Genomic DNA, 21,463 nt, shown 5'->3' on the forward strand with positions numbered 1-21,463 from the left:
ATGTGGCAGCGGCGGAACCATTCAGGGGCCGCCGTTCTCTCATGGCAGGATGCCAAAGTCTGACTAGGCTTCGCATATCTACTATTGAGAGGGAATTGCCATGGGAATTATCGGAACCATCTTTATCGGCTTGATCGTCGGCCTGCTGGCGCGGTTCCTGAAACCGGGCGATGACAGCATGGGCTGGATCATGACCATCCTGCTCGGTATCGGCGGTTCACTGGCAGCCACTTACGGCGGCCAGGCTCTGGGCATCTATCAGGCAGGTCAGGGCGCAGGCTTCATTGGCGCACTGGTCGGCGCGATCGTGTTGCTGGTGATCTACGGCCTGATCAAAAAGAACTGATCCAAAGCGACAAAGCCCTCTCTGCCAAAGTGGCCGGGAGGGCTAGAATGCTCGGCGATTCAACGATCCTTCCTTTCTTTACCGAGCACCTTCATGCGCCGTCTTCTGTTGACTCTCCTTTTTCTGGGCAGCGGTTTGGCCCACGCCGGCGAACTGCCGGAAACCGACTGGCTCGAACTGATGCCCAAGTCGGATCAAAAGGCCCTCGAGGCCATGCCCGAAATCGACCACAACTCCCCGGAAGCCACCGGCACCTTCACCGAGAAGGGCGGAATGAAGCAGGCCAAAGGTCTGCCGGCGGTGATGTATTCGACCAAAACCGTGGCATCGATGAACGACAAACACATTCGCATCGGCGGTTATCCGGTGCCATTGGAGTCCGATGCCAAGGGCCGCAGCACGCTGTTCTTCCTCGTGCCCTACCCGGGCGCCTGCATCCACGTGCCACCACCGCCGCCGAATCAACTGGTGCTGGTGCGTTATCCGAAGGGATTGAAGCTGAACGACATCTACACGCCGTTGTGGGTGACCGGCACGCTGAAGGTCGAGAAGGTCAGCAATAATCTGGCTGATGCGGCGTATGCGCTGGAAGCGGACAAGGTGCGGGTGGTGAAGGAATCTGATCTCTAAAGCAAAAGATCGCAGCCTGCGGCAGCTCCTACAGGGAAATGCATTCCAATGTAGGAGCTGCCGAAGGCTGCGATCTTTTGATCTTAAAGCGCTTTGCTGGCGACAATAACGCCCATGGTATAGCTCGCCCCCGGCGCCAGCGTGACGATGTCATCCAGCACATTCGCCGTCTCGATGCACAACATGCGCTGCCAGCCATCGTTGTCCATGTCGGCCAATGCAGCGGCGCGATCGATCCACGGGTTCCAGATCACCGCCGCGCGTGAGCCGGTGGCGGTCAGCACGATGCGCCGTTCCCAGGTCGGATCGACAATGCTCAATTGCGGCGGGGCATCGACGTAGATGCGGTCAGTCTCACCGGCAAAACGCAGATCGCCTTGCTGGCTGTGAGTCTTCCAGTCATCCAGCGTCTCGATGTAATTCAAGCCATCGACACCGTCGACATGCACATGGCGCACATCACTGACTGCGAAATACGTGTGCAGCGCCTGACTCAGGCTGACGGTGTCATTGCCACGGTTATGGCTGGTCAGGCTGAAGCTCAGTTGTTCGGACAAATGCAGGGTCAGGCTCAGATCGACCTGATGCGGCCAGTCTGGCAGGCCACCGTCGGGGTAGGGCAGTTTGAACTCGACTTTGATGCCATGTTCTTCGGCTTCGATGCCACCCAGCTCCCAATCCATCGCCCGCACCAAACCGTGCGCGGGTGCCGGCTGCTCACCGGTGTACATGGCCTGCACGCTCTGCGGGTTGCGTTCGAACTTGCCGAACCACGGCCAGCATACCGGCACGCCGGCGCGGATGCTTTTGCCGGTCTTGAACACGGCCTTGTCGTTGAGCCAGATGATCGGCGGCTGGCCATCGATCTGATAACTGAGGATGTGCGCGCCCTGCTGGGCGACCAGCACTTCGGCCTGACCGTGGCGAATGCGCCAGCAGTTCAGTTCATCCAGTTTCACCGCTTCAACGTTGGGCGTGTTCATGGGACAGCTCTCGATCAGAAACAAGGACAACAATCGACCGTCAAACGGCCGCGAGGTTTAACGCGCGCGTGGTGGAACCGAGCGAGTGCGACCGCTGCCGTCGATGGCAACGAAGACGAAGACCGCTTCGGTGACTTTACGCCACTCGCTGGACAACGGGTCGTCGCTCCACACTTCGACCATCATCTGGATCGAGCTGCGGCCGATTTCCAACGTCTGGGTATAAAAGGACAATTGCGCGCCGACAGCGACCGGTACGAGAAACGCCATGCGATCGATGGCAACGGTCGCGACGCGGCCGCCAGCGACACGGCTGGCCATTGCGGTGCCGGCCAAATCCATCTGCGCCACCAGCCAGCCGCCGAAAATATCGCCAAAGCCGTTGGTTTCACGTGGAAGTGCGGTGATTTGCAAGGCCAGGTCGCCTTGCGGGATCGGATCTTCTTGTTCGAGTTCTATCATGCCGAGGGTGCCTCTGACCCGTGACTCTTCGTTGGTATTGCTGGTGGTAGCCGTCTTCGGGAAAAACGATTCAGCACCGAACATACTACGTTCGTCACGTTTTCCATCAGGCGCCTAAGGAGAAACTCTGCGAAACCGGCTAATCCCGAGCAAAGGCCGGGCCAACGACGTTTTCGCACAGCAACCCCCTACAAACCGGAGCAGGTTGCGAGTATATCGGTCGGTAGACTCCGCGACGACCATCCGGTTCTCATTTCGACCGTCAAATACGCGCCTCTATGTGCTTTTTCGAACAATTTGCTATGGTGCCGAACCTGCCCAAGCCACCGCCAGCGTTGTTGTGGCGGCAGATCCGACTATAAGAGAAGCCCTTGCCATGACCACAGCGCCTTCGAGCCTCGCGCAGCCCGAGCAACCCGCACGACCGTTGACCCGCAATGACTACAAGACTCTGTCGCTGTCCGCCCTTGGTGGTGCGCTGGAGTTTTATGACTTCATCATCTTCGTTTTCTTCGCCACCGTGGTCGGCAAGCTGTTCTTCCCGGCCGACATGCCCGAGTGGCTGCGCCTGATGCAGACCTTCGGCATCTTCGCCGCCGGTTACCTCGCGCGGCCGCTGGGCGGCATCGTCATGGCGCACTTCGGCGATCTGCTCGGGCGCAAGAAGATGTTCACCCTGAGCATTTTCATGATGGCCGTGCCGACCTTGATCATGGGGCTGCTGCCAACGTACGCACAGATCGGCATGTGGGCGCCGATCCTTCTTCTAGTGATGCGGGTGATTCAAGGCGCCGCGATTGGCGGGGAAGTGCCGGGCGCGTGGGTCTTCGTTTCCGAACACGTCCCGCAAAAACACATGGGTTACGCCTGCGGCACGCTCACCAGCGGGCTGACCGCCGGCATTTTGCTCGGCTCGCTCGTCGCCACCGCGATCAACAGCATCTATACGCCTGCCGAAGTTTCCGATTACGCGTGGCGGATTCCGTTCCTGCTGGGTGGTGTGTTTGGCCTGTTCTCGGTGTATCTACGCCGCTGGCTGCACGAAACCCCGGTGTTCGCCGAACTGCAACAGCGCAAGGCATTGGCTGAAGAAGTACCGCTGCGCGCCGTGCTGCGTGACCATCGCGGCGCGATTGCGATCTCCATGTTGCTGACCTGGCTGCTCTCCGCTGGCATCGTCGTGGTCATTCTGATGACGCCGACCGTGCTGCAAACGGTCTATCACTTCACGCCGACGCAAGCGCTGCAATCGAACAGTCTGGCGATCGTGTTCCTGAGCATCGGCTGCATCATTTCCGGTGCGCTGGCGGATCGTTTCGGTGCCGGTCGGGTATTTGTGTTTGGTTGCCTGGGCTTGCTGATCAGCTCGTGGACGTTCTATCACAGCCTCGCCGATCACCCGGACTGGCTGTTCCCGCTGTATGCGCTGACCGGTTTTCTGGTCGGCACCATCGGTGCGGTGCCGTATGTGATGGTTAAAGCGTTTCCGCCGGTAGTGCGTTTCAGCGGGTTGTCGTTCTCCTACAACGTGGCTTACGCGATCTTTGGCGGGTTGACGCCGATGGTGGTGAGCCTGCTGCTGAAGGAGAGCGCGATGGGGCCTGCCTACTATGTGGCGGTGCTGTGCGCGATGGGGATTCTGGTGGGGGCGTGGCTCTGGAAGAAGGGGCGCTGATTTTCTCTCCCGCCTGATCGTTCCCACGCTCCGCGTGGGAATGCATCCTGTGACGCTCCGCGTCACCTCTCAAATGCGGACGCAGAGCGTCCATGGCGGCGTTCCCACGCAGAGCGTGGGAACGATCTGTTGCGACATGCTGGCCTTTCATCCAATTGTCATATTTCAGCCATAGAGTGTTCACACGGCCTGCTGATACTTGGCCCCGACTTAACACACCCTATCTGCTAGGAGTAAGGCATGAAACTGAAGCGTTTGATGGCGGCAATGACTTTTGTCGCTGCTGGCGTTGCGACCGCCAACGCGTTCGCCGCTGTTGACCCGTCGATCCCGAGCTACACCAAGACCACTGGTGTGTCGGGCAACCTGTCCAGCGTCGGCTCCGATACCCTCGCCAACCTCATGACCCTCTGGGCTGAGAACTACAAAAAAGAATACCCGAACGTAAACATCCAGATTCAGGCCGCTGGCTCCGCCACTGCGCCACCTGCGCTGACTGAAGGCACCTCCAACCTGGGCCCGATGAGCCGCAAGATGAAGGACACCGAACTGGCGGCCTTCGAGCAGAAGTACGGCTACAAGCCAACCGCTATTCCGGTTGCTGTGGACGCCTTGGCTGTCTTCGTACACAAGGACAACCCGATCCAGCACCTGACCATGGAACAGGTTGATGCGATCTTCTCGTCGACCCGTCTGTGCGGCGCCAAAGCCGACGTGAAAACCTGGGGCGACCTGGGCGTGACCGGCGACCTGGCCAACAAGCCAGTTCAGCTGTTCGGCCGTAACTCGGTATCCGGCACCTACGGCTACTTCAAAGAAGAAGCCCTGTGCAAAGGCGACTACAAACCAAACGTCAACGAACAACCAGGTTCGGCGTCGGTAGTGCAGTCGATCAGCTCCTCGCTGAACGGTATCGGTTACTCGGGCATCGGCTACAAGACCGCTAGCGTGAAAACCGTTGCGCTGTCGAAGAAGGGCAGCACTGAGTTCATCGAAGACAGCGAAGAAAACGCTCTGAACGGCAAGTACCCGCTGTCGCGTTTCCTCTACGTTTACGTCAACAAAGCCCCGAACAAGCCTCTGGCCCCGCTGGAAGCTGAGTTCGTGAAGCTGGTGCTGTCGAAACAGGGCCAGGAAGTTGTGGTGAAAGACGGCTACATCCCGCTGCCAGCCAAGGTTGCTGCAAAAGCACTGGCTGACCTGGGTCTGCAAGAAGGCGGCGCTGAAGTCGCAAAGAAGTAACACCGTAGATCCGGGCTAACCCCCGGATCTGCCGGAACCCCTGTAGGAGCTGACGAGTGAAACGAGGCTGCGATCTTTTGATCTGGCCTTTGACTGCAAGATCAAAAGATCGCAGCCTCGGTGCCCTCGTCAGCTCCTGCACAGGTTTCAAACGGTTCCGTACAGGTCCCACGGACACCGCGAACCTTCGAATTCTTTGATCCTCCTCCAGTACCCGCTGGCGGTGGATTTGGTGCGTCACTGCATTGTCATCTTTCTGTCATACAGGATCGCTAGGGTGTGCGCATGAATGATCTGGCCAATTCCCCAATGACTACGACTTCCCCTCCCAAGCGCATTGATTTCAATACGCCTGAGCTGCAACGCAAGCGCCGCATTCGCGCGCTCAAGGATCGCTTCACCCGCTGGTACGTCCTCGTTGGCGGTCTCGCGGTGCTGGCGGCCATCACCCTGATCTTCTTCTTTCTCGCCTACGTGGTTGCGCCGCTGTTCAAAGGTGCCGACCTGAGCGCGAAAGATGCCATCACCCCCGCGTGGATGCAGGACGCCGGCAAGCCACTGATGATTTCGCTCGAAGAGCAGAATCAGGTGGCCATGCGCGTTTCCGACAAAGGCCAGGCGCTGTTCTTTGATATCGACAGTGGCGCTGAACTGAAGCGCGTCGATCTGCCAGTGCCAGCGGGTGCAACCGTGACCTCGATTGGTGAAGACCAGCCAGGCCATCCGCTGGTGGCGGTGGGCCTGTCCAACGGTCAGGCGCTGGTGTTCCGTCACACCTATAAAGTCAGCTACCCCGATGGCAAGAAGACCATCACCCCGGCGGTTGAATATCCGTACGGCAACACGCCGATCGCGCTGAACGAAAGCGGCGGTGCACTGGAGCATGTCAGCCTCAACGCCACCGACACCACCTTGATTCTGGTCGGCTCGACCGGTTCGCAACTCAACGTGTTGTCGTTGAGCAGCGAAGAAAACATGATGACCGGTGAAGTCACCAACGAGCAGAAGCGAATCGATCTGCCGCAAATGACCGAGCCGGTGAAAAACATCTTCGTCGACCCGCGCCAGCAGTGGCTGTACGTGGTCAACGGTCGCGCTCAGGCCGACGTCTTCAGCCTGCGCGACAAGAGCCTCAACGGTCGCTACAAACTGTTGGAAAACGCTGACGCCGAGGTCACCGCGACCACGCAACTGGTCGGTGGCATCTCGCTGATCGTCGGCGACTCCAAGGGTGGTCTGGCCCAGTGGTTCATGGCCCGCGACACCGACGGCGAACTGCGTTTGAAGCAGATCCGCACCTTCCAGATGGGCACCACGCCGATCGTTGAAATCACCGCCGAAGAGCGCCGCAAAGGCTTCCTCGCGCTGGATGCCAGCGGCAAGCTCGGCGTGTTCCACAGCACTGCGCACCGCACATTGCTGGTTGATCAGGTGGTCGATGGCCAAGGCGTCTTCGGCCTGTCGCCGCGCGCCAACCGCGTGATCGTCGAAGCCGGCGGCAAGCTGCAACCGCTGCTGCTCGACAACCCGCACCCGGAAGTCTCGTGGAGCGCGCTGTGGAGCAAGGTCTGGTACGAGAACTACGACGAACCTAAATACGTCTGGCAATCGACTGCAGCCAACACCGATTTCGAACCGAAACTGAGCCTGTCGCCACTGACTTTCGGCACCCTGAAAGCGGCGTTCTACGCGATGCTACTGGCCGCGCCACTGGCCGTCGCCGCGGCGATCTACACCGCCTACTTCATGGCCCCGGGCATGCGCCGCAAGGTCAAACCGGTGATCGAGCTGATGGAAGCGATGCCGACGGTGATCCTCGGTTTCTTCGCCGGCCTGTTCCTCGCGCCGTATGTCGAAGGGCATCTGCCGGGCATTTTCAGCCTGCTGATGTTGCTGCCGATCGGCATTCTGGTCGCCGGTTTCACCTTCAGCCGCCTGCCTGAATCGATCCGCCTGAAAGTCCCGGACGGTTGGGAAAGTGCGCTGCTGATTCCAGTGATCCTGTTCGTGGGCTGGCTGTCGCTGTACATGAGCCCGTTCATGGAGAACGGGTTCTTCGGCTGTGACATGCGCATGTTGATCTCCCACGACCTGGGCATCACCTACGACCAGCGCAACGCTCTGGTGGTCGGTCTGGCCATGGGTTTTGCGGTCATCCCGAACATCTACTCGATCGCTGAGGATGCCGTGTTCAGCGTGCCGCGCGGCCTGACCCTCGGTTCGCTGGCCCTCGGTGCCACGCCGTGGCAGACCATGACTCGCGTGGTGATCCTGACCGCCAGCCCGGGGATTTTCTCGGCGCTGATGATCGGCATGGGCCGTGCAGTCGGCGAAACCATGATCGTGTTGATGGCCACCGGTAACACCCCGGTCATGGAAATGAACCTGTTCGAAGGCCTGCGCACCCTGGCTGCCAACGTTGCGGTGGAAATGCCCGAGTCGGAAGTCGGCGGCAGCCACTACCGCGTGCTGTTCCTCTCGGCGCTGGTGTTGCTGTTGTTCACCTTCGTCATGAACACCCTGGCAGAACTGATTCGTCAGCGTCTGCGCAAGAAATACTCGTCGCTTTAAGCAAAGGTAGAAGTCTGTGAAACAGAACTCCCTGAAAGGATGGTTCAAGAGCGGCGCCCCGGGCGTCTGGATCAGCGGTGGCGCGGTGTCCATCGCGGTCATCATGACCATTGGCCTGCTGGCAGTGATTGCCGTACGCGGTCTGGGCCACTTCTGGCCGGCGGACCTGATCCACGCCAACTACGACGTACCGGGCCAAGCCAATCACCTGGTGATCGGTGAAGTGGTGCAGAAAGAAGAAGTGCCCCGTGCCCGTCTGAAGAGCGCCGGTTTGCCGGTGCCTGAGGTTGGCCCGGAATTCATGACCCGCGAGCTGATCAAGGTCGGCAACCGTGATCTGAACGGTAATGACTTCACCTGGATCGTCGGCGAGTGGCTGACCAACCAGACCACGCCGCCAGAATTGATGGCGATCGAACGTCGCGAGTGGGGCAACTTCTACGGCTATCTGGTCAACGTCAAACAGGACGGCAAAGTCATCGCCGAGGGCGAGGCTGCGTGGCCTGAGCTGCAGGCGCGGATCAACCGCGTGAATGGTCTGGCTGCACAACTGAAATCGCTGGAAAAAACCGACATCGGTGCAATCAACGCAGGGCTGGAACGCATCCGTCTGCACGGTCGCAAACTGGAACTGGAAGGCAAGCTCGACGCCACCGCGCAAGCGGACATGGAATCCGAGCGTGCCGAGCTGAATGCACGTTATCAGGACATCGAAGCTCGTCTGTCTGACTTGCATGCACAGTTCAACCGCGATGCGTTGACTGCTCGCGATGCCAACGGCAAAGAGATTGAAATCGGTCTGGGCAAAGTGGTTCACGCTTACCAGCCGAACGCGATGAGCACCTTCACCAAGGTTGGTTTCTACTTCGGCAAGATCTGGGAATTCCTCTCCGACGACCCGCGTGAAGCGAACACCGAAGGCGGGATCTTCCCGGCAATCTTCGGCACCGTGATGATGACCCTGATCATGGCGATGATCGTCACTCCGTTCGGCGTGCTGGCAGCGGTGTACCTGCGTGAATACGCCAAGCAGAACACCCTGACGCGGATCATCCGTATCGCGGTGAACAACCTCGCTGGCGTACCGGCGATCGTTTACGGCGTGTTCGGTCTGGGCTTCTTTGTTTACGTGCTGGGTGGTTCGGTCGACCGCTTGTTCTTCCCGGAAGCGCTGCCGGCGCCGACCTTCGGTACACCGGGTCTGCTCTGGGCCTCGCTGACCCTGGCACTGCTGGCGGTGCCGGTAGTGATCGTGGCGACCGAGGAAGGTCTGGCACGTATTCCACGCACCGTACGTGAAGGCTCGCTGGCCCTCGGCGCGACCAAGGCTGAAACCCTTTGGAAGATCGTGATTCCGATGGCCAGCCCGGCGATGATGACCGGCATGATCCTCGCCGTGGCTCGCGCCGCCGGTGAAGTGGCACCGCTGATGCTGGTGGGTGTAGTGAAACTGGCGCCGTCGCTGCCGGTGGACGGCAACTACCCGTACCTGCACCTGGACCAGAAGATCATGCACCTGGGCTTCCACATTTATGACGTCGGCTTCCAGAGCCCGAACGTCGAAGCGGCGCGTCCGCTGGTGTACGCCACGGCGCTGCTGCTGGTGCTGGTGATCGCCACGTTGAACCTGTCGGCGGTGTATATCCGCAACCATCTGCGCGAAAAATACAAAGCACTGGACAGCTGATCTCTTATGTAGGAGTGAGCCTGCTCGCGATGGCAACACCGCGGTTTCGTAGATAAACCGCAGCGCCTGAATCGCGAGCAGGCTCACTCCTACAATAAACCGAACCGAATTTGTCAGCACAGGGAGCCTCCCATGCAGCACGAAACACATACCCACGGCATCAACATGTCTGCCCTGGGCCGCGACAAGCAGAGCCTCAACCTGGCGCAGGAAACCGTGGCCATCGAAGTACCCGGCCTGAGCCTGTACTACGGCGAGAAACAAGCGCTGTTCGACGTCAGCATGAACATCCCGAAACAGCGCGTAACCGCTTTCATCGGCCCGTCCGGCTGCGGTAAATCTACGCTCCTGCGTACCTTCAACCGCATGAATGACCTGGTTGACGGCTGCCGCGTCGAAGGCGCGATCAACCTGTACGGCAACAACATCTATCGCAAAGGCGAAGACGTTGCAGAGTTGCGTCGTCGCGTCGGCATGGTGTTCCAGAAGCCCAACCCGTTCCCGAAAACCATCTATGAAAACGTGGTCTACGGCCTGCGCATTCAGGGCATCAACAAGAAACGCATCCTTGACGAAGCAGTCGAGTGGGCGTTGAAAGGCGCGGCACTGTGGGACGAGGTCAAAGACCGTCTGCACGAATCGGCACTCGGCCTGTCCGGTGGTCAGCAACAACGTCTGGTGATCGCGCGCACCATCGCGGTTGAGCCGGAAGTGCTGCTGCTCGACGAACCGTGCTCGGCCCTCGACCCGATCTCGACGCTGAAAGTCGAAGAGCTGATCTACGAGCTGAAATCCAAGTTCACCATTGTCATCGTTACGCACAACATGCAGCAGGCCGCGCGGGTGTCCGACTACACGGCGTTCATGTACATGGGCAAACTGGTGGAGTTCGGCGATACCGATACCCTGTTCACCAATCCGGCGAAGAAGCAGACCGAAGACTACATCACCGGTCGTTATGGCTGACAGTTGCGGGTTATTCACAGAATTGACGCTGCGGCCCACCGCACCTTACCGGACGCTCCAAGGACGCCAACATGATTAGTAAAGAAGGCCTTACCCACCACATCTCCGCGCAGTTCAACGCTGAGCTTGAGGAAGTGCGCAGCCACCTCCTGGCCATGGGTGGACTGGTCGAGAAGCAGGTCAATGACGCGGTGACTGCGTTGATCGAGGCCGACTCCGGTCTGGCTCAGCAGGTGCGTGAGATCGACGACCAGATCAACCAGATGGAACGCAACATCGACGAAGAATGCCTGCGCATTCTCGCCCGTCGTCAGCCGGCGGCGTCCGATTTGCGTCTGATCATCAGCATCTCCAAGTCGGTGATCGACCTGGAGCGCATCGGCGACGAAGCGACCAAGATTGCCCGTCGCGCGATTCAGCTGTGCGAAGAAGGTGAGGCGCCACGCGGTTACGTCGAGGTTCGCCATATCGGCGACCAGGTGCGCAACATGGTTCGCGATGCGCTGGACGCATTCGCCCGTTTCGACGCCGATCTGGCGTTGTCGGTGGCGCAATACGACAAGATCATCGACCGCGAATACAAGACCGCGCTACGTGAGCTGGCGACCTACATGATGGAAGACCCGCGCTCTATCTCGCGGGTCTTGAGCATCATTTGGGTGCTGCGTTCGCTGGAACGCATTGGCGACCACGCGCGCAATATCTCCGAGTTGGTCATCTATCTGGTACGCGGTACCGACGTGCGCCACATGGGCCTCAAGCGCATGAAGGAAGAAGTTGAAGGCACAAGCGGCGAAACCGCTAATGTTCCGGGCGATGCTGACGATAAGTAAGATTGCCTGAGAAAAGCGCCCGGCCCTTTGGCCGGGCGTTTTTGTTTGTGCTTTTCATGGGCAGAATCGATTAAAAAGCAGCACCCGCGAACGAAAAGTCCCGGCGTGACTGAAGAGTTTTGGCAATGTGCCATCAGCCAGCGTTATGCTTGCCGGGATTTTAATAGGGGTGTTGGATGAGCAAGATCAGTGTGTTGGTCGTGGACGATGCTTCGTTCATTCGTGACCTGGTGAAAAAGTGCCTGCGTAATTACTTCCCGGGGATCCGCACCGAGGACGCCGTCAACGGTAAAAAGGCTCAGGCCATGCTGGCCAAAGAGGCGTTCGACCTGGTCTTGTGCGACTGGGAAATGCCGGAAATGTCCGGTCTTGAACTGCTGACCTGGTGCCGCGAGCAAGACAATCTCAAGACTATGCCGTTTGTCATGGTCACCAGCCGGGGCGACAAGGAAAACGTCGTGCAGGCGATTCAGGCCGGCGTTTCCGGCTACGTCAGCAAGCCGTTCACCAACGAGCAACTGCTGACCAAGGTCAAGCAGGCGCTGAACAAGGTTGGCAAGCTCGACATCCTGATGAATAGCGCGCCGACCAAGATGAACTCGGCGTTCGGCAACGACTCTCTGAGCGCATTGACTGGCGGCAAGCCTGCCGTGGTTGGTGGCGCGCCAGCAGCGGCAGCGGTCAACCCGTTTGCCAAGCCAGTTGCTGCGCCGCCAGCGCCAGCCGCTGCGGCATCGCGTGGTTTGCTCAACAGCCCACCGGTCAAGGCCCCCGTTGCATCGTCGGCTCCGGCAAGCGGTCGTGGCCAAGGCCAATTGCGTCTGCCAAGCGGTACGCAGCAATGCGTGATCAAGGCCCTGAGCATCAAGGAAGCGTTGCTGGTGGTGAAACGCACCGACACCCTGCCGCAGATCCTCGACAGTGCCGTGCTCGATCTGGAGCAGGGCGACAACGCCGAAATCGCCCGCCTCAACGGCTACCTGCATGCTGTTGTCGCGTTTGAACCGAAACCGGACAGCGACTGGTTGCAGCTGACGTTCCGTTTTGTCGATCAGGACGCGCAGAAACTCGACTACATTTCCCGCCTGATCGCTCGCGGCACGGCGCAGAAACACTTCGTTCCGGGCGCGTAACCACAGCTTTACGCTGATCGTTCCCACGCTCTGCGTGGGAATGCCTCAACCGGACGCTCCGCGTCCTCTCGCATGGGACGCAGAGCGTACCGGGCTGCATCCCCACGCAGAGCGTGGGGACGATCATTTGAAACATTTGCCGACTACCCTGGTCTGTCTCAACTGCTAGGCTCTCTCTCAGGCCTTACTTCGACAGACTCTTGCCCATGCTCGCGCGCCTGCTGTTTTTCTGTGGTCTCTTCATGGCCTCCACCTCGGCTGTGGCCATGACTATCTACAAATCCACCGATGCCAACGGCGTGGTCTCGTACAGCGACCGGCCGAGCAAAGGTGCGGCGGTGTTCGTCTTTCAAGACCGCATGGTCGAACGCCTTGATCGCCAGGTGTACCTCGACATCAAGAAGCAGAAGGGTACCGATGTGGTGTTTGTGCGCAACGATCTGTATGCGCCGGTCGAGATTGCACTGGCGTTTACCGGCATGAGCAATGTGCGTGGCGCGCCGACTCAGACGATTCGCCGGGTGTTGCCGGCGCGCAGCAATACGCGGTTGGCGCTGCTCACGGCGGTTTCCGGTGGCCAGCCGCTGGTGTATACGCCGCAGTTTCAGTATTCCCTCGGCGACCCCGCTGGCGCCGTGCAGGGCTATCGCTATCCGCTGCCATGGCGTGGCGGGCCGTTCCGCCTGAGTCAGGGCGCCAACGGCCAGTACAGTCACTACGGGCCGAAGAACAAGTACGCGATGGACATCGCCATGCCGGTGGGCACGCCGATCATTGCCGCGCGGGCGGGGGTGGTGGTCAAGACCGAGAACTCACAGAGCGGGCGCGGCAGCGATGCCTCCGGCAATTTCGTGCGGGTGCTGCATGACGACGGCACGATGGGCGTGTACCTGCACCTCAAGCAAGGTTCGGTGAGCGTACGCGAAGGGCAGCGAGTGGTGGTCGGCAGTCCGCTGGCGCTGTCCGGCAACACCGGCAACAGCAGCGGCCCGCACCTGCACTTTGTGGTGCAGCGCAACAGCGGGGCGGGGCTGGTGTCGATTCCCTACCAGTTCAACCAGCCGCTGGGGGCGTTGCCCAACTTTGCGCTGGGCAAGCAGTGAACCTTAAAAGCAAAAGATCGCAGCCTGCGGCAGCTCCTACATTTGGAATGCGATCCCCTGTAGGAGCTGCCGCAGGCTGCGATCTTTTAAGCAGGCAACGCGGTTTCCCGCATTGCATTCAATCCATCATCAACACCTTGGCCAGTACAATCTTCGGCCCTTTCATCTTCTTGATGATGATCCGCAGGCCTTCGACTTCCAGCACTTCTTCCTCTTCCGGCACCCGCTTCAGGGTTTCGTAGATCAGCCCGGCGAGGGTTTCCGCTTCGATGTGATCGAGGTCGATGCCCAGCAGGCGTTCAACCTTGAACAGCGGCGTGTCGCCCCGCACCAGCAGCTTGCCCGGCTGATAAGCGAGGATGCCGCGCTCAGCCTTGCGGTGTTCGTCCTGAATGTCACCGACCAGCACTTCCAGCACGTCTTCCATGGTCAGGTAGCCGATGATGTTGCCGTCAGCTTCCTCGACCACGGCGAAGTGCGAGCCGCCCTTGCGGAACTGCTCGAGCAACTGCGACAGCGGCATGTGCCGCGACACGCGCTCCAGCGGACGGGTCAGTTCGGCCAGGTTGAACGACTCGGGAATGTGGTCCAGCGCGGCCAGTTCCAGCAGCAGATCCTTGATGTGCAGCAGGCCGACGAACTCCTGGCGCTCGCTGTCGTACACCGGATAACGGCTGAACTTGTGGCGACGGAACATCGCCAGGATTTCTTTCAGCGGCGCGTTGAATTCAAGCGTGATCAGGTCTTCGCGGGAGTTGGCCCAGTCGACCACTTCCAGTTCGCCCATTTCCACCGCCGACGCCAGAACACGCATGCCCTGATCGCTCGGATCCTGGCCACGGCTGGAGTGCAGGATCAGTTTCAGTTCTTCGCGGCTGTAATGGTGTTCATGGTGCGGGCCTGGCTCACCTTGACCGGCGATACGCAGAATCGCGTTGGCGCTGGCGTTGAGCAGGTAGATCGCCGGGTACATCGCCCAGTAGAACAGGTACAGCGGCACCGCCGTCCACAGCGACAGCAGCTCGGGTTTGCGGATCGCCCACGACTTCGGAGCCAGCTCGCCGACCACGATGTGCAGGTACGAAATGATGAAGAACGCGGTGAAGAACGACACGCCTTTGACGATCTCCGGCGACTGCACGCCGACCGCGCTCAGCAGCGGCTCGAGAATGTGCGCAAAGGCCGGCTCACCGACCCAGCCCAGGCCAAGGGAGGCAAGGGTGATACCGAGCTGACACGCCGAGAGGTACGCATCGAGCTGACTGTGTACGGTGCGCAGGATGTGCCCGCGCCAGCCGTTTTTGTCAGCGATGGCCTCGACCCGGGTCGAGCGCAGTTTGACCATGGCGAATTCCGCCGCAACGAAAAAGCCGTTGAGCAAAACCAGGATCAGAGCGAAAAGAATCATGCCGAAATCGGCGAATATTGTTGCGAGGGACAAGCCAGGGGAAGGGTCCATGATGGAGTTTTGCGGGTTCCGTGTGATTCAAAAGAGGTAAAAGTCGCGCCTGAAAGGCAGGCACAAGTCAGCCAATGTAGCGGCTGACCTGGCGATTGCCTAGTGCGACATTACTCAGCGGCGCTGATTGCCCGTACGCTGGCCACTTGTGCCGGGGCAAAATGGCAGGTGAACGTGCTGCCGTGACCGGGCACGCTGCTGATCTCCATCCGCGCGCGGTGGCGCAGCAACACGTGTTTGACGATGGCCAGACCGAGGCCGGTGCCACCGGTGTTGGAGTTACGGCTGGAGTCGACGCGATAGAAGCGTTCGGTGAGGCGCGGCAAGTGTTTGCTGTCGATGCCGATTCCGGAATCCTGCACGCTGAGGTGTGCGCCCTGATCGTCGCCCCACCAGCGAATGCGGATGTTGCCCTCGGCCGGGGTGTACTTCACCGCATTGAACACCAGATTGGAAAATGCACTGCGCAACTCCGCCTCGCTGCCCTTGAGCAGTAGCCCGGCATCGGCTTCGAGGGTGATGCGCTGATTTTTCGAAGCGGACAATTGCTGCGCGTCGCTTTTGATCGATTGCAGCAACGTATCGACCTGCACTGGCTGGTTGTCCGACGGGTAATCGGTAGCTTCCAGTTTCGCCAGCAGCAACAGGTCGTTGAGCAGCGTCTGCATGCGCCCGCCCTGTTGTTGCATCTGCTGCAGGGCGCGGCTCCAGCGTGGATTCACCTCTTCGACGTTGTCGAGCAGGGTTTCCAGATAGCCGCAAATCACCGTCAACGGCGTGCGCAATTCGTGGGAGACGTTGGCAATGAAGTCTTTGCGCATCTGTTCCAGTTGATGAATCCGCGTGACGTCACGCACCAGCATCAAGTGTTCGTTGTTGCCGTAGCGGGTCAGGTACAGCTGAATGCGCACGCGATCATTGGTCGGCGAAGGGATTTCCAGCGGCTCGGCGTAGCTGTCCTGCTCGAAGTATTCCTTGAAGCGTGGATGCCGCACCAGGTTGGTTACCGGTTGACCGCTGTCCTGCGGGGTCTTCAGACCGAGCAGGGTTTCGGCGGCGCGGTTCCACCATTCCAGATTGCCGTCGCTGTCGAGCATGATCACCGCGTCTTTCAGCGCAGCGGTGGATTCCTGCACCCGGTCGATCACTGCCTGCAGACGCCCGCGCACGCGTTGGTCGCGGCGTTGCAGGTGATAGATGCTGTCGAACACTTCACCCCACAGGCCATAGCCGTCGGGCGGTGCTTCATCGGGTTTATGCAGGCGCAGCCATTCGTGCAGCCGCAGCAATTGCTTGAGCGTCCAGGCCAGATAAATGCCCAGGCCTGCAGCGAGGCTCCAGCCGTAATAGCCGGTGATCAGGCCGATCACCAGGCAAGCGGTGACCAGCAACAGCATGTGGCGAATCAGGGTGCCATGCCAGTTTTGATTCACGGAGCGTCCTTAACGCAGCTTCGAGTTTCAAGCCACAAGCTACAAGTCAGAGCAGCTCGCTGTTTCTTGCCGCTTGCAGCTAGAAGCTTGCAGCTGTTTTTATGCTTTGGTGGAAAACCGGTAGCCGGTGCCGCGCACGGTTTGTACCAGATTTTCGTAGGCGTCGCCGAGGGCCTTGCGCAGACGGCGGATGTGCACGTCGACGGTGCGCTCTTCCACATAGACGTTGCCGCCCCAGACCTGATCGAGCAACTGGCCGCGGGTGTAGGCGCGTTCCTGGTGGGTCATGAAGAATTGCAGCAGACGGTATTCGGTCGGGCCCATTTCGGCAGGTTTGCCGTCGATGGTCACGCGATGGCTGATCGGGTCGAGCAGCAGGCCACCGACTTCGATCGGCGCTTCGCCATCGGTCGGGCCGGCACGGCGCAGCACGGCTTTCAGGCGTGCGACCAGTTCGCGTGGGGAAAACGGTTTGGTGATGTAGTCGTCGGCGCCGACTTCCAGCCCCTGGATCTTGTTGTCCTCTTCGCCCTTGGCGGTGAGCATGATGATCGGGATGTCCCCGGTCAGCTCATCGCGTTTCAGACGACGGGCCAGCTCGATGCCCGACGTGCCGGGCAGCATCCAGTCGAGCAGGATCAGGTCCGGCTTGCGGTCGACGATGATGGCGTGTGCCTGCTGCGAGTTCTCTGCCTCGAGGCAGTCATAGCCGGCCATTTCCAACGCAACGGCGATCATTTCGCGAATGGGCGCTTCGTCGTCGACGATCAGAATGCTCCTGCCAACCATGCCTTAATCCTCTTGTCATTTAACTGTCTTGCGCCGCATTAGATAACGGAATTATTGCAGTCGTGTGACAGTATTTTAGTCCGGCGGCGATTGTGCAAATCCTGAACTAAGCTCTAAGTCCGAATCCTGACAACCACAAAAGAAGGTTTCCATGACTCAAATGACTGTTTCCTTTAAAGCACTGCTGATGGCTGCTGCCCTGACTCTGCCCGGATTTGCCATGGCCGCCGAGCCGGCCATGATGAAAGACGGCATGATGGTCGATCACAAAGGCATGACCGTTTACACGTTCGACAAGGACGCTGGCGGCAAGTCGATGTGCACCGGCGATTGCGCGAAAAACTGGCCGCCAATGATGGCGCCGGCGGGGGCCAAAGCTGAAGGCAAATGGACAGTGATCAAGCGCGATGACGGCATGATGCAATACGCCTACGACGGCAAGCCGCTGTACACCTTCATGAAAGATGAGAAGCCAGGAGAAATGAAGGGTGATGGCATGAAGGAAATGTGGCACGTGGTGCACGAGCACAAGTAAAGGCAAATCCCCTGTAGGAGTGAGCCTGCTCGCGATAGCGGTGTATCAGTCGGCATTTTCGTTAACTGATACACCGCTATCGCGAGCAGGCTCACTCCTACATTGATTTGTGTTTAGCGCAATGCGTAATCCAGCACGATCCCGACGAAAATCGCCAACCCGGCCCAATGGTTGTGCAAAAACGCCTTGAAGCAACGCATGCGGTCGCGATCACGGGTGTACCAGAACTCCCACGCATAACAGCCAGCAGCCACCAGCAAGCCGAGGTGGAACCACGTTCCTAGCTCGAACTTCGACCCCGCCAGCAACAGGCAACCCAGCGACAGTGCCTGCAAACTCAGGATGATCACCCGGTCCGTCTCGCCAAACAGAATCGCCGTCGACTTCACGCCGATCTTCAAATCGTCGTCACGGTCAGTCATCGCGTAATACGTGTCGTAACCCACGGTCCACAGCAAATTGGCGATCCACAGCAGCCATGCTGCCGCCGGCAACTCGCCGGTCTCGGCGGTGAACGCCATCGGCATGCCCCAAGAGAATGCCGCGCCCAGCACCACTTGCGGGTAATAGGTGTAGCGCTTCATGAACGGATAGGTGAAGGCCAGCGCCAGACCGCCCAGCGACAACCAGATCGTCGGCGCATTGGTACACAGCACCAGCAGAAAACTCACGCCCATCAACAGCGCAAAAAACACCAGTGCTTCCTTTGAACTGATTCTGCCCGCAGCCAATGGCCGTTGCGCGGTGCGTTTGACGTGGCCGTCGACCTTGCGATCCGCCCAATCGTTGATCACGCAACCACCGGCGCGAGTCAGCACCACGCCGAGGACAAAAATCACCACGTTGGCCAGTGATGGCGAGCCCTTGCCGGCAATCCACAGCGCCCACAGCGTCGGCCAGAGCAGCAGGTAAATGCCGATCGGCTTGTCCATCCGGGTCAACTGAATGAAATCCCAGGCACGCGGGTTCAAGCGGTTCAGGGACTTGAGCAGGCTCTGATACATCAGCTGTTCTCCGGATGGGCGCGGGCGGCGCACCACAGGTTCGGCAGGAAAATTTCCGCGACCAATACGCTCAGCGCGCCACGGTCGAAGCGCGAGCGGCGGCCCCACAGTTCGGGCGCCTTGACGGCAGGCGGCAGCCATTGCTCAGGGTAGCGGCAGACTTCGATGGCGCGACGCTGGAAGGCCTGATCGCAAAACAACAATTCGCCCAGCGAACGGCTGCCCAGTTCATCCATGTGCAAGCCATCGCCCTGCAAGGCGCTGCGTGAGGCGACGCTGCGGGCAAACACCCAGGCTTCGCCATGACCGCGCAAATACACCTCGCGCGCCCAGCCTTCGCTGCCTTCAGCCAGATTCAGCGCGGCGCATTCGTCGGCGCGCAGGGTGTCCCAGCCTTCGAACAACGGCGTCACGCTAAAACCATCATTGGACAGGCGGGTCAGTCGGCGGGTGAGCGAGCCTTCGTCGAACAACCAGTCGAGGGTCAACGAATCGGGGAGGGACGTCAGTTGGCTTTGGGCCAGCCAGAGCGGGGCCGAGGAGGGATTAGTCTGTTGCACAATGAGTCATTATTGGCCGCAAATGAGGCGGCGAGCTTACCATGGCGGGCAGCGATATTGATGGGGCAGGGTCGCCATTGCGCCGAACAGGCTTGCATCTGCCCGGCTCCATCAGTACAAAACGCCCTGAGCCGGATGGCAGCGCAATACCCATCGACCGTCCGCGCCGGCAATAAGCCTGAACCCTGAGGAAGTACCTGAATGAAAAAGTGGCAATGTGTGGTCTGCGGCCTGATCTACAACGAAGCCGACGGCTGGCCGGATGACGGCATTGCGCCGGGCACCCTGTGGCAGGACGTGCCGGAAGACTGGCTGTGCCCGGACTGCGGTGTCGGCAAGATGGACTTCGAAATGATCGAAATCAACTAAGTAAATCCAAAGGAGTAAGGCATGAGCGCACCTGTCGTCGTCATCGGCACTGGCCTTGCGGGCTACAACCTGGCCCGCGAGTTTCGCAAGCTCGACAGCGAAACCCCGCTGCTGTTGATTACCGCCGATGACGGTCGCTCTTACTCCAAGCCGATGCTCTCCACCGGTTTCGGCAAGAACAAGGACGCGGATGGCCTGAGCATGGCCGAACCCGGCGCCATGGCCGAGCAGTTGAAGGCCGAAGTGCGCACGCACACGCGCATCAGCGGCATCGATGCCGGCCACAAGCGTTTGTGGATCGGTGAAGAAGCGGTGGCCTACCGTGACCTGATTCTCGCCTGGGGCGCAGAAACCGTGCGCGTGCCCATCGAAGGCGATGGCGCGGATCTGGTCTTCCCGATCAACGATCTCGAAGACTACGCGCGTTTCCGCGCTGCAGCGGCCGGTAAACGCCGCGTTTTGCTGTTGGGTGCCGGCCTGATTGGTTGTGAATTCGCCAACGACCTGATCCTTGGTGGCTATGAAGTGCAACTGGTTGCGCCGTGCGAACAAGTGATGCCGACCCTGCTGCACCCGGCGGCGGCGGCAGCGGTGCAGGCTGGGCTGGAAGGCCTCGGGGCGAAATTCCACCTCGGCCCGGTACTGACCCGATTGCACAAAGTCGTTGATGGCCTGGAGGCTCATTTGTCCGACGGCCAGGTCATTGCCTGTGATGTGGTGGTTTCCGCCATTGGCCTGCGCCCACGCATCGATCTGGCGGCGGCCGCCGGCGTACAGGTCAATCGCGGCGTCGTAGTCGATCGTCAGCTGCAAACTTCCCACGCCAACATCTACGCCCTGGGCGACTGCGCCGAGGTCGATGGGCTGAATCTGCTGTACGTAATGCCCCTCATGAGCTGTGCGCGAGCGCTGGCACAAACCTTGGCAGGAAACCCTACCGCAGTGAGCTACGGCCCGATGCCGATCACCGTGAAAACCCCGGTTTGCCCACTGGTGGTTTCGCCACCGCCACGCGGCAGCGAAGGCAGCTGGACCGTTGAAGGGCAGGGCGCCGACATCAAGGCCCTGTGCCACGGCGCCGACGGTCAGTTACTCGGCTATGCGCTGACGGGCGCCGCCGTCATGGAAAAACTCGCCCTGAACAAACAGCTTCCGGCCTTGCTGGCGTAAATACCGGTCGTTCTGTCGGAATCACCCCGCTTTTGCCCCCACAAAGGTCGTAGTGAGACTGGCGCAGGCCTTGTCCGCGTGCCATTCTCACTCCCGTCTGCCGCAGAGTAGAGCCTGCGGCGCCTTGGGCGCTGTTCCAACGAGAACAGCACGGACATAACAACAAAAAACCGTCAAAGGGGCTTCACTAATGCGTAAACCAGAACTCGCCGCTGCAATCGCTGAAAAAGCAGATCTGACCAAAGAACAGGCCAACCGCGTACTCAACGCCGTTCTCGAAGAAATCACCGGCGCTCTGCACCGCAAGGACAGCGTCACGCTGGTGGGCTTCGGCACCTTCCTGCAACGCCACCGCGGCGCCCGCACCGGCAAAAACCCGCAAACCGGCGAGCCGGTGAAAATCAAGGCCAGCAACACCGTTGCGTTCAAGCCAGGCAAGTCGTTGAAAGACAGCGTTAATCCTTAATTGCGGGCGAACTCCTTAAATAAAGGGGAGAACCGTATAAAAAAATG

21 protein-coding genes are annotated in these 21,463 nt (G+C 59.8%); 14 read left to right on the forward strand and 7 right to left on the reverse strand.

Features of this window, described 5'->3' with window-relative positions:
- The first annotated feature begins 100 nt into the window (after window positions 1-100).
- Window positions 101-346: a GlsB/YeaQ/YmgE family stress response membrane protein gene (locus tag ACIPZE_RS15825; RefSeq protein ID WP_003229635.1), complete on the forward strand. Its 246-nt coding sequence runs from the start codon at window positions 101-103 to the stop codon at window positions 344-346.
- 93 nt (window positions 347-439) lie between these two features.
- The gene (locus ACIPZE_RS15830; protein WP_400773749.1) at window positions 440-976 is read left to right on the forward strand and encodes a DUF3299 domain-containing protein; all 537 of its coding nucleotides are present in this window, start codon (window positions 440-442) and stop codon (window positions 974-976) included.
- Window positions 977-1,059: 83 nt separating this feature from the next.
- On the opposite strand, the gene ACIPZE_RS15835 is transcribed toward ACIPZE_RS15830, so the two are convergent.
- Both ACIPZE_RS15835 and ACIPZE_RS15840 read right to left on the reverse strand, forming a co-directional pair.
- Window positions 1,060-1,959: a D-hexose-6-phosphate mutarotase gene (locus tag ACIPZE_RS15835; protein WP_283438292.1), complete on the reverse strand. Its 900-nt coding sequence runs from the start codon at window positions 1,957-1,959 to the stop codon at window positions 1,060-1,062.
- A 57-nt stretch (window positions 1,960-2,016) separates the two neighbouring features.
- Window positions 2,017-2,421 carry an acyl-CoA thioesterase gene (locus ACIPZE_RS15840; RefSeq protein ID WP_003229628.1) on the reverse strand — a complete coding sequence of 135 codons (405 nt, stop codon included), beginning with the start codon at window positions 2,419-2,421 and terminating at the stop codon, window positions 2,017-2,019.
- Between the two features lie 376 nt (window positions 2,422-2,797).
- On the opposite strand from ACIPZE_RS15840, the gene ACIPZE_RS15845 reads away from it, so the two are divergent.
- From ACIPZE_RS15845 to ACIPZE_RS15880, 8 genes are all read left to right on the forward strand, one after another.
- Complete coding sequence (locus ACIPZE_RS15845) at window positions 2,798-4,096, forward strand: MFS transporter (protein ID WP_283438293.1); 1,299 nt, start codon at window positions 2,798-2,800, stop codon at window positions 4,094-4,096.
- A gap of 240 nt (window positions 4,097-4,336) precedes the next feature.
- Entirely contained in the window at window positions 4,337-5,338 is a 1,002-nt protein-coding gene (locus tag ACIPZE_RS15850) for a phosphate ABC transporter substrate-binding protein PstS (protein ID WP_085708814.1), read from the forward strand.
- 285 nt (window positions 5,339-5,623) lie between these two features.
- Window positions 5,624-7,909, forward strand: a complete 2,286-nt coding sequence (locus ACIPZE_RS15855) for an ABC transporter permease subunit (protein ID WP_400773752.1) — start codon at window positions 5,624-5,626, stop codon at window positions 7,907-7,909.
- A gap of 16 nt (window positions 7,910-7,925) precedes the next feature.
- The gene (pstA, locus tag ACIPZE_RS15860; RefSeq protein WP_283438294.1) at window positions 7,926-9,596 is read left to right on the forward strand and encodes a phosphate ABC transporter permease PstA; all 1,671 of its coding nucleotides are present in this window, start codon (window positions 7,926-7,928) and stop codon (window positions 9,594-9,596) included.
- Between the two features lie 132 nt (window positions 9,597-9,728).
- Window positions 9,729-10,562: a phosphate ABC transporter ATP-binding protein PstB gene (gene pstB, locus ACIPZE_RS15865; RefSeq protein WP_129386683.1), complete on the forward strand. Its 834-nt coding sequence runs from the start codon at window positions 9,729-9,731 to the stop codon at window positions 10,560-10,562.
- Between the two features lie 71 nt (window positions 10,563-10,633).
- The gene (phoU, locus tag ACIPZE_RS15870) at window positions 10,634-11,395 is read left to right on the forward strand and encodes a phosphate signaling complex protein PhoU (protein ID WP_007954334.1); all 762 of its coding nucleotides are present in this window, start codon (window positions 10,634-10,636) and stop codon (window positions 11,393-11,395) included.
- A gap of 176 nt (window positions 11,396-11,571) precedes the next feature.
- Window positions 11,572-12,528 carry a response regulator gene (locus tag ACIPZE_RS15875; RefSeq protein WP_400773755.1) on the forward strand — a complete coding sequence of 319 codons (957 nt, stop codon included), beginning with the start codon at window positions 11,572-11,574 and terminating at the stop codon, window positions 12,526-12,528.
- Between the two features lie 206 nt (window positions 12,529-12,734).
- On the forward strand, window positions 12,735-13,631 hold the full coding sequence (locus ACIPZE_RS15880; RefSeq protein WP_400773757.1) for a peptidoglycan DD-metalloendopeptidase family protein: 897 nt from the start codon (window positions 12,735-12,737) through the stop codon (window positions 13,629-13,631).
- Between the two features lie 118 nt (window positions 13,632-13,749).
- Here ACIPZE_RS15880 and ACIPZE_RS15885 read toward each other — a convergent pair whose 3' ends face one another.
- The 3 genes from ACIPZE_RS15885 to phoB form a co-directional block, all read right to left on the reverse strand.
- On the reverse strand, window positions 13,750-15,090 hold the full coding sequence (locus ACIPZE_RS15885; RefSeq protein ID WP_283438297.1) for a hemolysin family protein: 1,341 nt from the start codon (window positions 15,088-15,090) through the stop codon (window positions 13,750-13,752).
- Window positions 15,091-15,200: 110 nt separating this feature from the next.
- A complete protein-coding gene (gene phoR, locus ACIPZE_RS15890; protein WP_283438670.1) occupies window positions 15,201-16,487 on the reverse strand; it encodes a phosphate regulon sensor histidine kinase PhoR in 1,287 nt (428 codons plus the stop codon).
- 135 nt (window positions 16,488-16,622) lie between these two features.
- Window positions 16,623-17,312 (reverse strand): phosphate regulon transcriptional regulator PhoB, encoded by a 690-nt coding sequence (gene phoB, locus ACIPZE_RS15895; protein ID WP_007896474.1) that lies wholly within the window; start codon window positions 17,310-17,312, stop codon window positions 16,623-16,625.
- A gap of 151 nt (window positions 17,313-17,463) precedes the next feature.
- On the opposite strand from phoB, the gene ACIPZE_RS15900 reads away from it, so the two are divergent.
- Window positions 17,464-17,847: a hypothetical protein gene (locus tag ACIPZE_RS15900; protein ID WP_129386666.1), complete on the forward strand. Its 384-nt coding sequence runs from the start codon at window positions 17,464-17,466 to the stop codon at window positions 17,845-17,847.
- Window positions 17,848-17,960: 113 nt separating this feature from the next.
- Here the strand turns inward: ACIPZE_RS15900 and ubiA are convergent, their stop codons facing one another.
- Together ubiA and ACIPZE_RS15910 are read right to left on the reverse strand one after the other, a co-directional pair.
- Window positions 17,961-18,851 carry a 4-hydroxybenzoate octaprenyltransferase gene (ubiA, locus tag ACIPZE_RS15905; RefSeq protein WP_283438298.1) on the reverse strand — a complete coding sequence of 297 codons (891 nt, stop codon included), beginning with the start codon at window positions 18,849-18,851 and terminating at the stop codon, window positions 17,961-17,963.
- Window positions 18,851-19,411: a chorismate--pyruvate lyase family protein gene (locus ACIPZE_RS15910; protein ID WP_400773760.1), complete on the reverse strand. Its 561-nt coding sequence runs from the start codon at window positions 19,409-19,411 to the stop codon at window positions 18,851-18,853. The genes ubiA and ACIPZE_RS15910 overlap by 1 nt, the downstream gene beginning before the upstream one ends.
- Before the next feature lie 201 nt (window positions 19,412-19,612).
- On the opposite strand from ACIPZE_RS15910, the gene ACIPZE_RS15915 reads away from it, so the two are divergent.
- From ACIPZE_RS15915 to ACIPZE_RS15925, 3 genes are all read left to right on the forward strand, one after another.
- A complete protein-coding gene (locus tag ACIPZE_RS15915) occupies window positions 19,613-19,780 on the forward strand; it encodes a rubredoxin (RefSeq protein WP_007954349.1) in 168 nt (55 codons plus the stop codon).
- A 21-nt stretch (window positions 19,781-19,801) separates the two neighbouring features.
- Window positions 19,802-20,950, forward strand: a complete 1,149-nt coding sequence (locus ACIPZE_RS15920) for an NAD(P)/FAD-dependent oxidoreductase (RefSeq protein WP_400773763.1) — start codon at window positions 19,802-19,804, stop codon at window positions 20,948-20,950.
- Between the two features lie 190 nt (window positions 20,951-21,140).
- Window positions 21,141-21,416, forward strand: coding sequence for an HU family DNA-binding protein (locus ACIPZE_RS15925; protein WP_003213368.1), 276 nt, complete (start codon window positions 21,141-21,143; stop codon window positions 21,414-21,416).
- Window positions 21,417-21,463 lie beyond the last annotated feature (47 nt).

The sequence above is a fragment of the Pseudomonas sp. NPDC089741 genome (genome assembly GCF_044748825.1).
Lineage (GTDB): Bacteria > Pseudomonadota > Gammaproteobacteria > Pseudomonadales > Pseudomonadaceae > Aquipseudomonas > Aquipseudomonas helmanticensis.

Bases quoted from the DNA above. Each gene is read 5' to 3' on its own strand.
- ACIPZE_RS15885 (WP_283438297.1), bottom strand. From the start codon at position 15,090: ATGGACCCTTCCCCTGGCTTGTCCCTCGCAACAATATTCGCCGATTTC.
- ACIPZE_RS15880 (WP_400773757.1), top strand. From the start codon at position 12,735: ATGCTCGCGCGCCTGCTGTTTTTCTGTGGTCTCTTCATGGCCTCCACC.
- ACIPZE_RS15830 (WP_400773749.1), top strand. From the start codon at position 440: ATGCGCCGTCTTCTGTTGACTCTCCTTTTTCTGGGCAGCGGTTTGGCC.
- phoB (WP_007896474.1), bottom strand. From the start codon at position 17,312: ATGGTTGGCAGGAGCATTCTGATCGTCGACGACGAAGCGCCCATTCGC.
- ACIPZE_RS15900 (WP_129386666.1), top strand. From the start codon at position 17,464: ATGACTCAAATGACTGTTTCCTTTAAAGCACTGCTGATGGCTGCTGCC.
- ACIPZE_RS15850 (WP_085708814.1), top strand. From the start codon at position 4,337: ATGAAACTGAAGCGTTTGATGGCGGCAATGACTTTTGTCGCTGCTGGC.
- ubiA (WP_283438298.1), bottom strand. From the start codon at position 18,851: ATGTATCAGAGCCTGCTCAAGTCCCTGAACCGCTTGAACCCGCGTGCC.
- ACIPZE_RS15925 (WP_003213368.1), top strand. From the start codon at position 21,141: ATGCGTAAACCAGAACTCGCCGCTGCAATCGCTGAAAAAGCAGATCTG.
- ACIPZE_RS15855 (WP_400773752.1), top strand. From the start codon at position 5,624: ATGAATGATCTGGCCAATTCCCCAATGACTACGACTTCCCCTCCCAAG.
- ACIPZE_RS15875 (WP_400773755.1), top strand. From the start codon at position 11,572: ATGAGCAAGATCAGTGTGTTGGTCGTGGACGATGCTTCGTTCATTCGT.
- ACIPZE_RS15835 (WP_283438292.1), bottom strand. From the start codon at position 1,959: ATGAACACGCCCAACGTTGAAGCGGTGAAACTGGATGAACTGAACTGC.
- ACIPZE_RS15825 (WP_003229635.1), top strand. From the start codon at position 101: ATGGGAATTATCGGAACCATCTTTATCGGCTTGATCGTCGGCCTGCTG.
- ACIPZE_RS15915 (WP_007954349.1), top strand. From the start codon at position 19,613: ATGAAAAAGTGGCAATGTGTGGTCTGCGGCCTGATCTACAACGAAGCC.
- pstB (WP_129386683.1), top strand. From the start codon at position 9,729: ATGCAGCACGAAACACATACCCACGGCATCAACATGTCTGCCCTGGGC.
- ACIPZE_RS15840 (WP_003229628.1), bottom strand. From the start codon at position 2,421: ATGATAGAACTCGAACAAGAAGATCCGATCCCGCAAGGCGACCTGGCC.
- ACIPZE_RS15845 (WP_283438293.1), top strand. From the start codon at position 2,798: ATGACCACAGCGCCTTCGAGCCTCGCGCAGCCCGAGCAACCCGCACGA.
- phoU (WP_007954334.1), top strand. From the start codon at position 10,634: ATGATTAGTAAAGAAGGCCTTACCCACCACATCTCCGCGCAGTTCAAC.
- phoR (WP_283438670.1), bottom strand. From the start codon at position 16,487: ATGCTGTTGCTGGTCACCGCTTGCCTGGTGATCGGCCTGATCACCGGC.
- ACIPZE_RS15920 (WP_400773763.1), top strand. From the start codon at position 19,802: ATGAGCGCACCTGTCGTCGTCATCGGCACTGGCCTTGCGGGCTACAAC.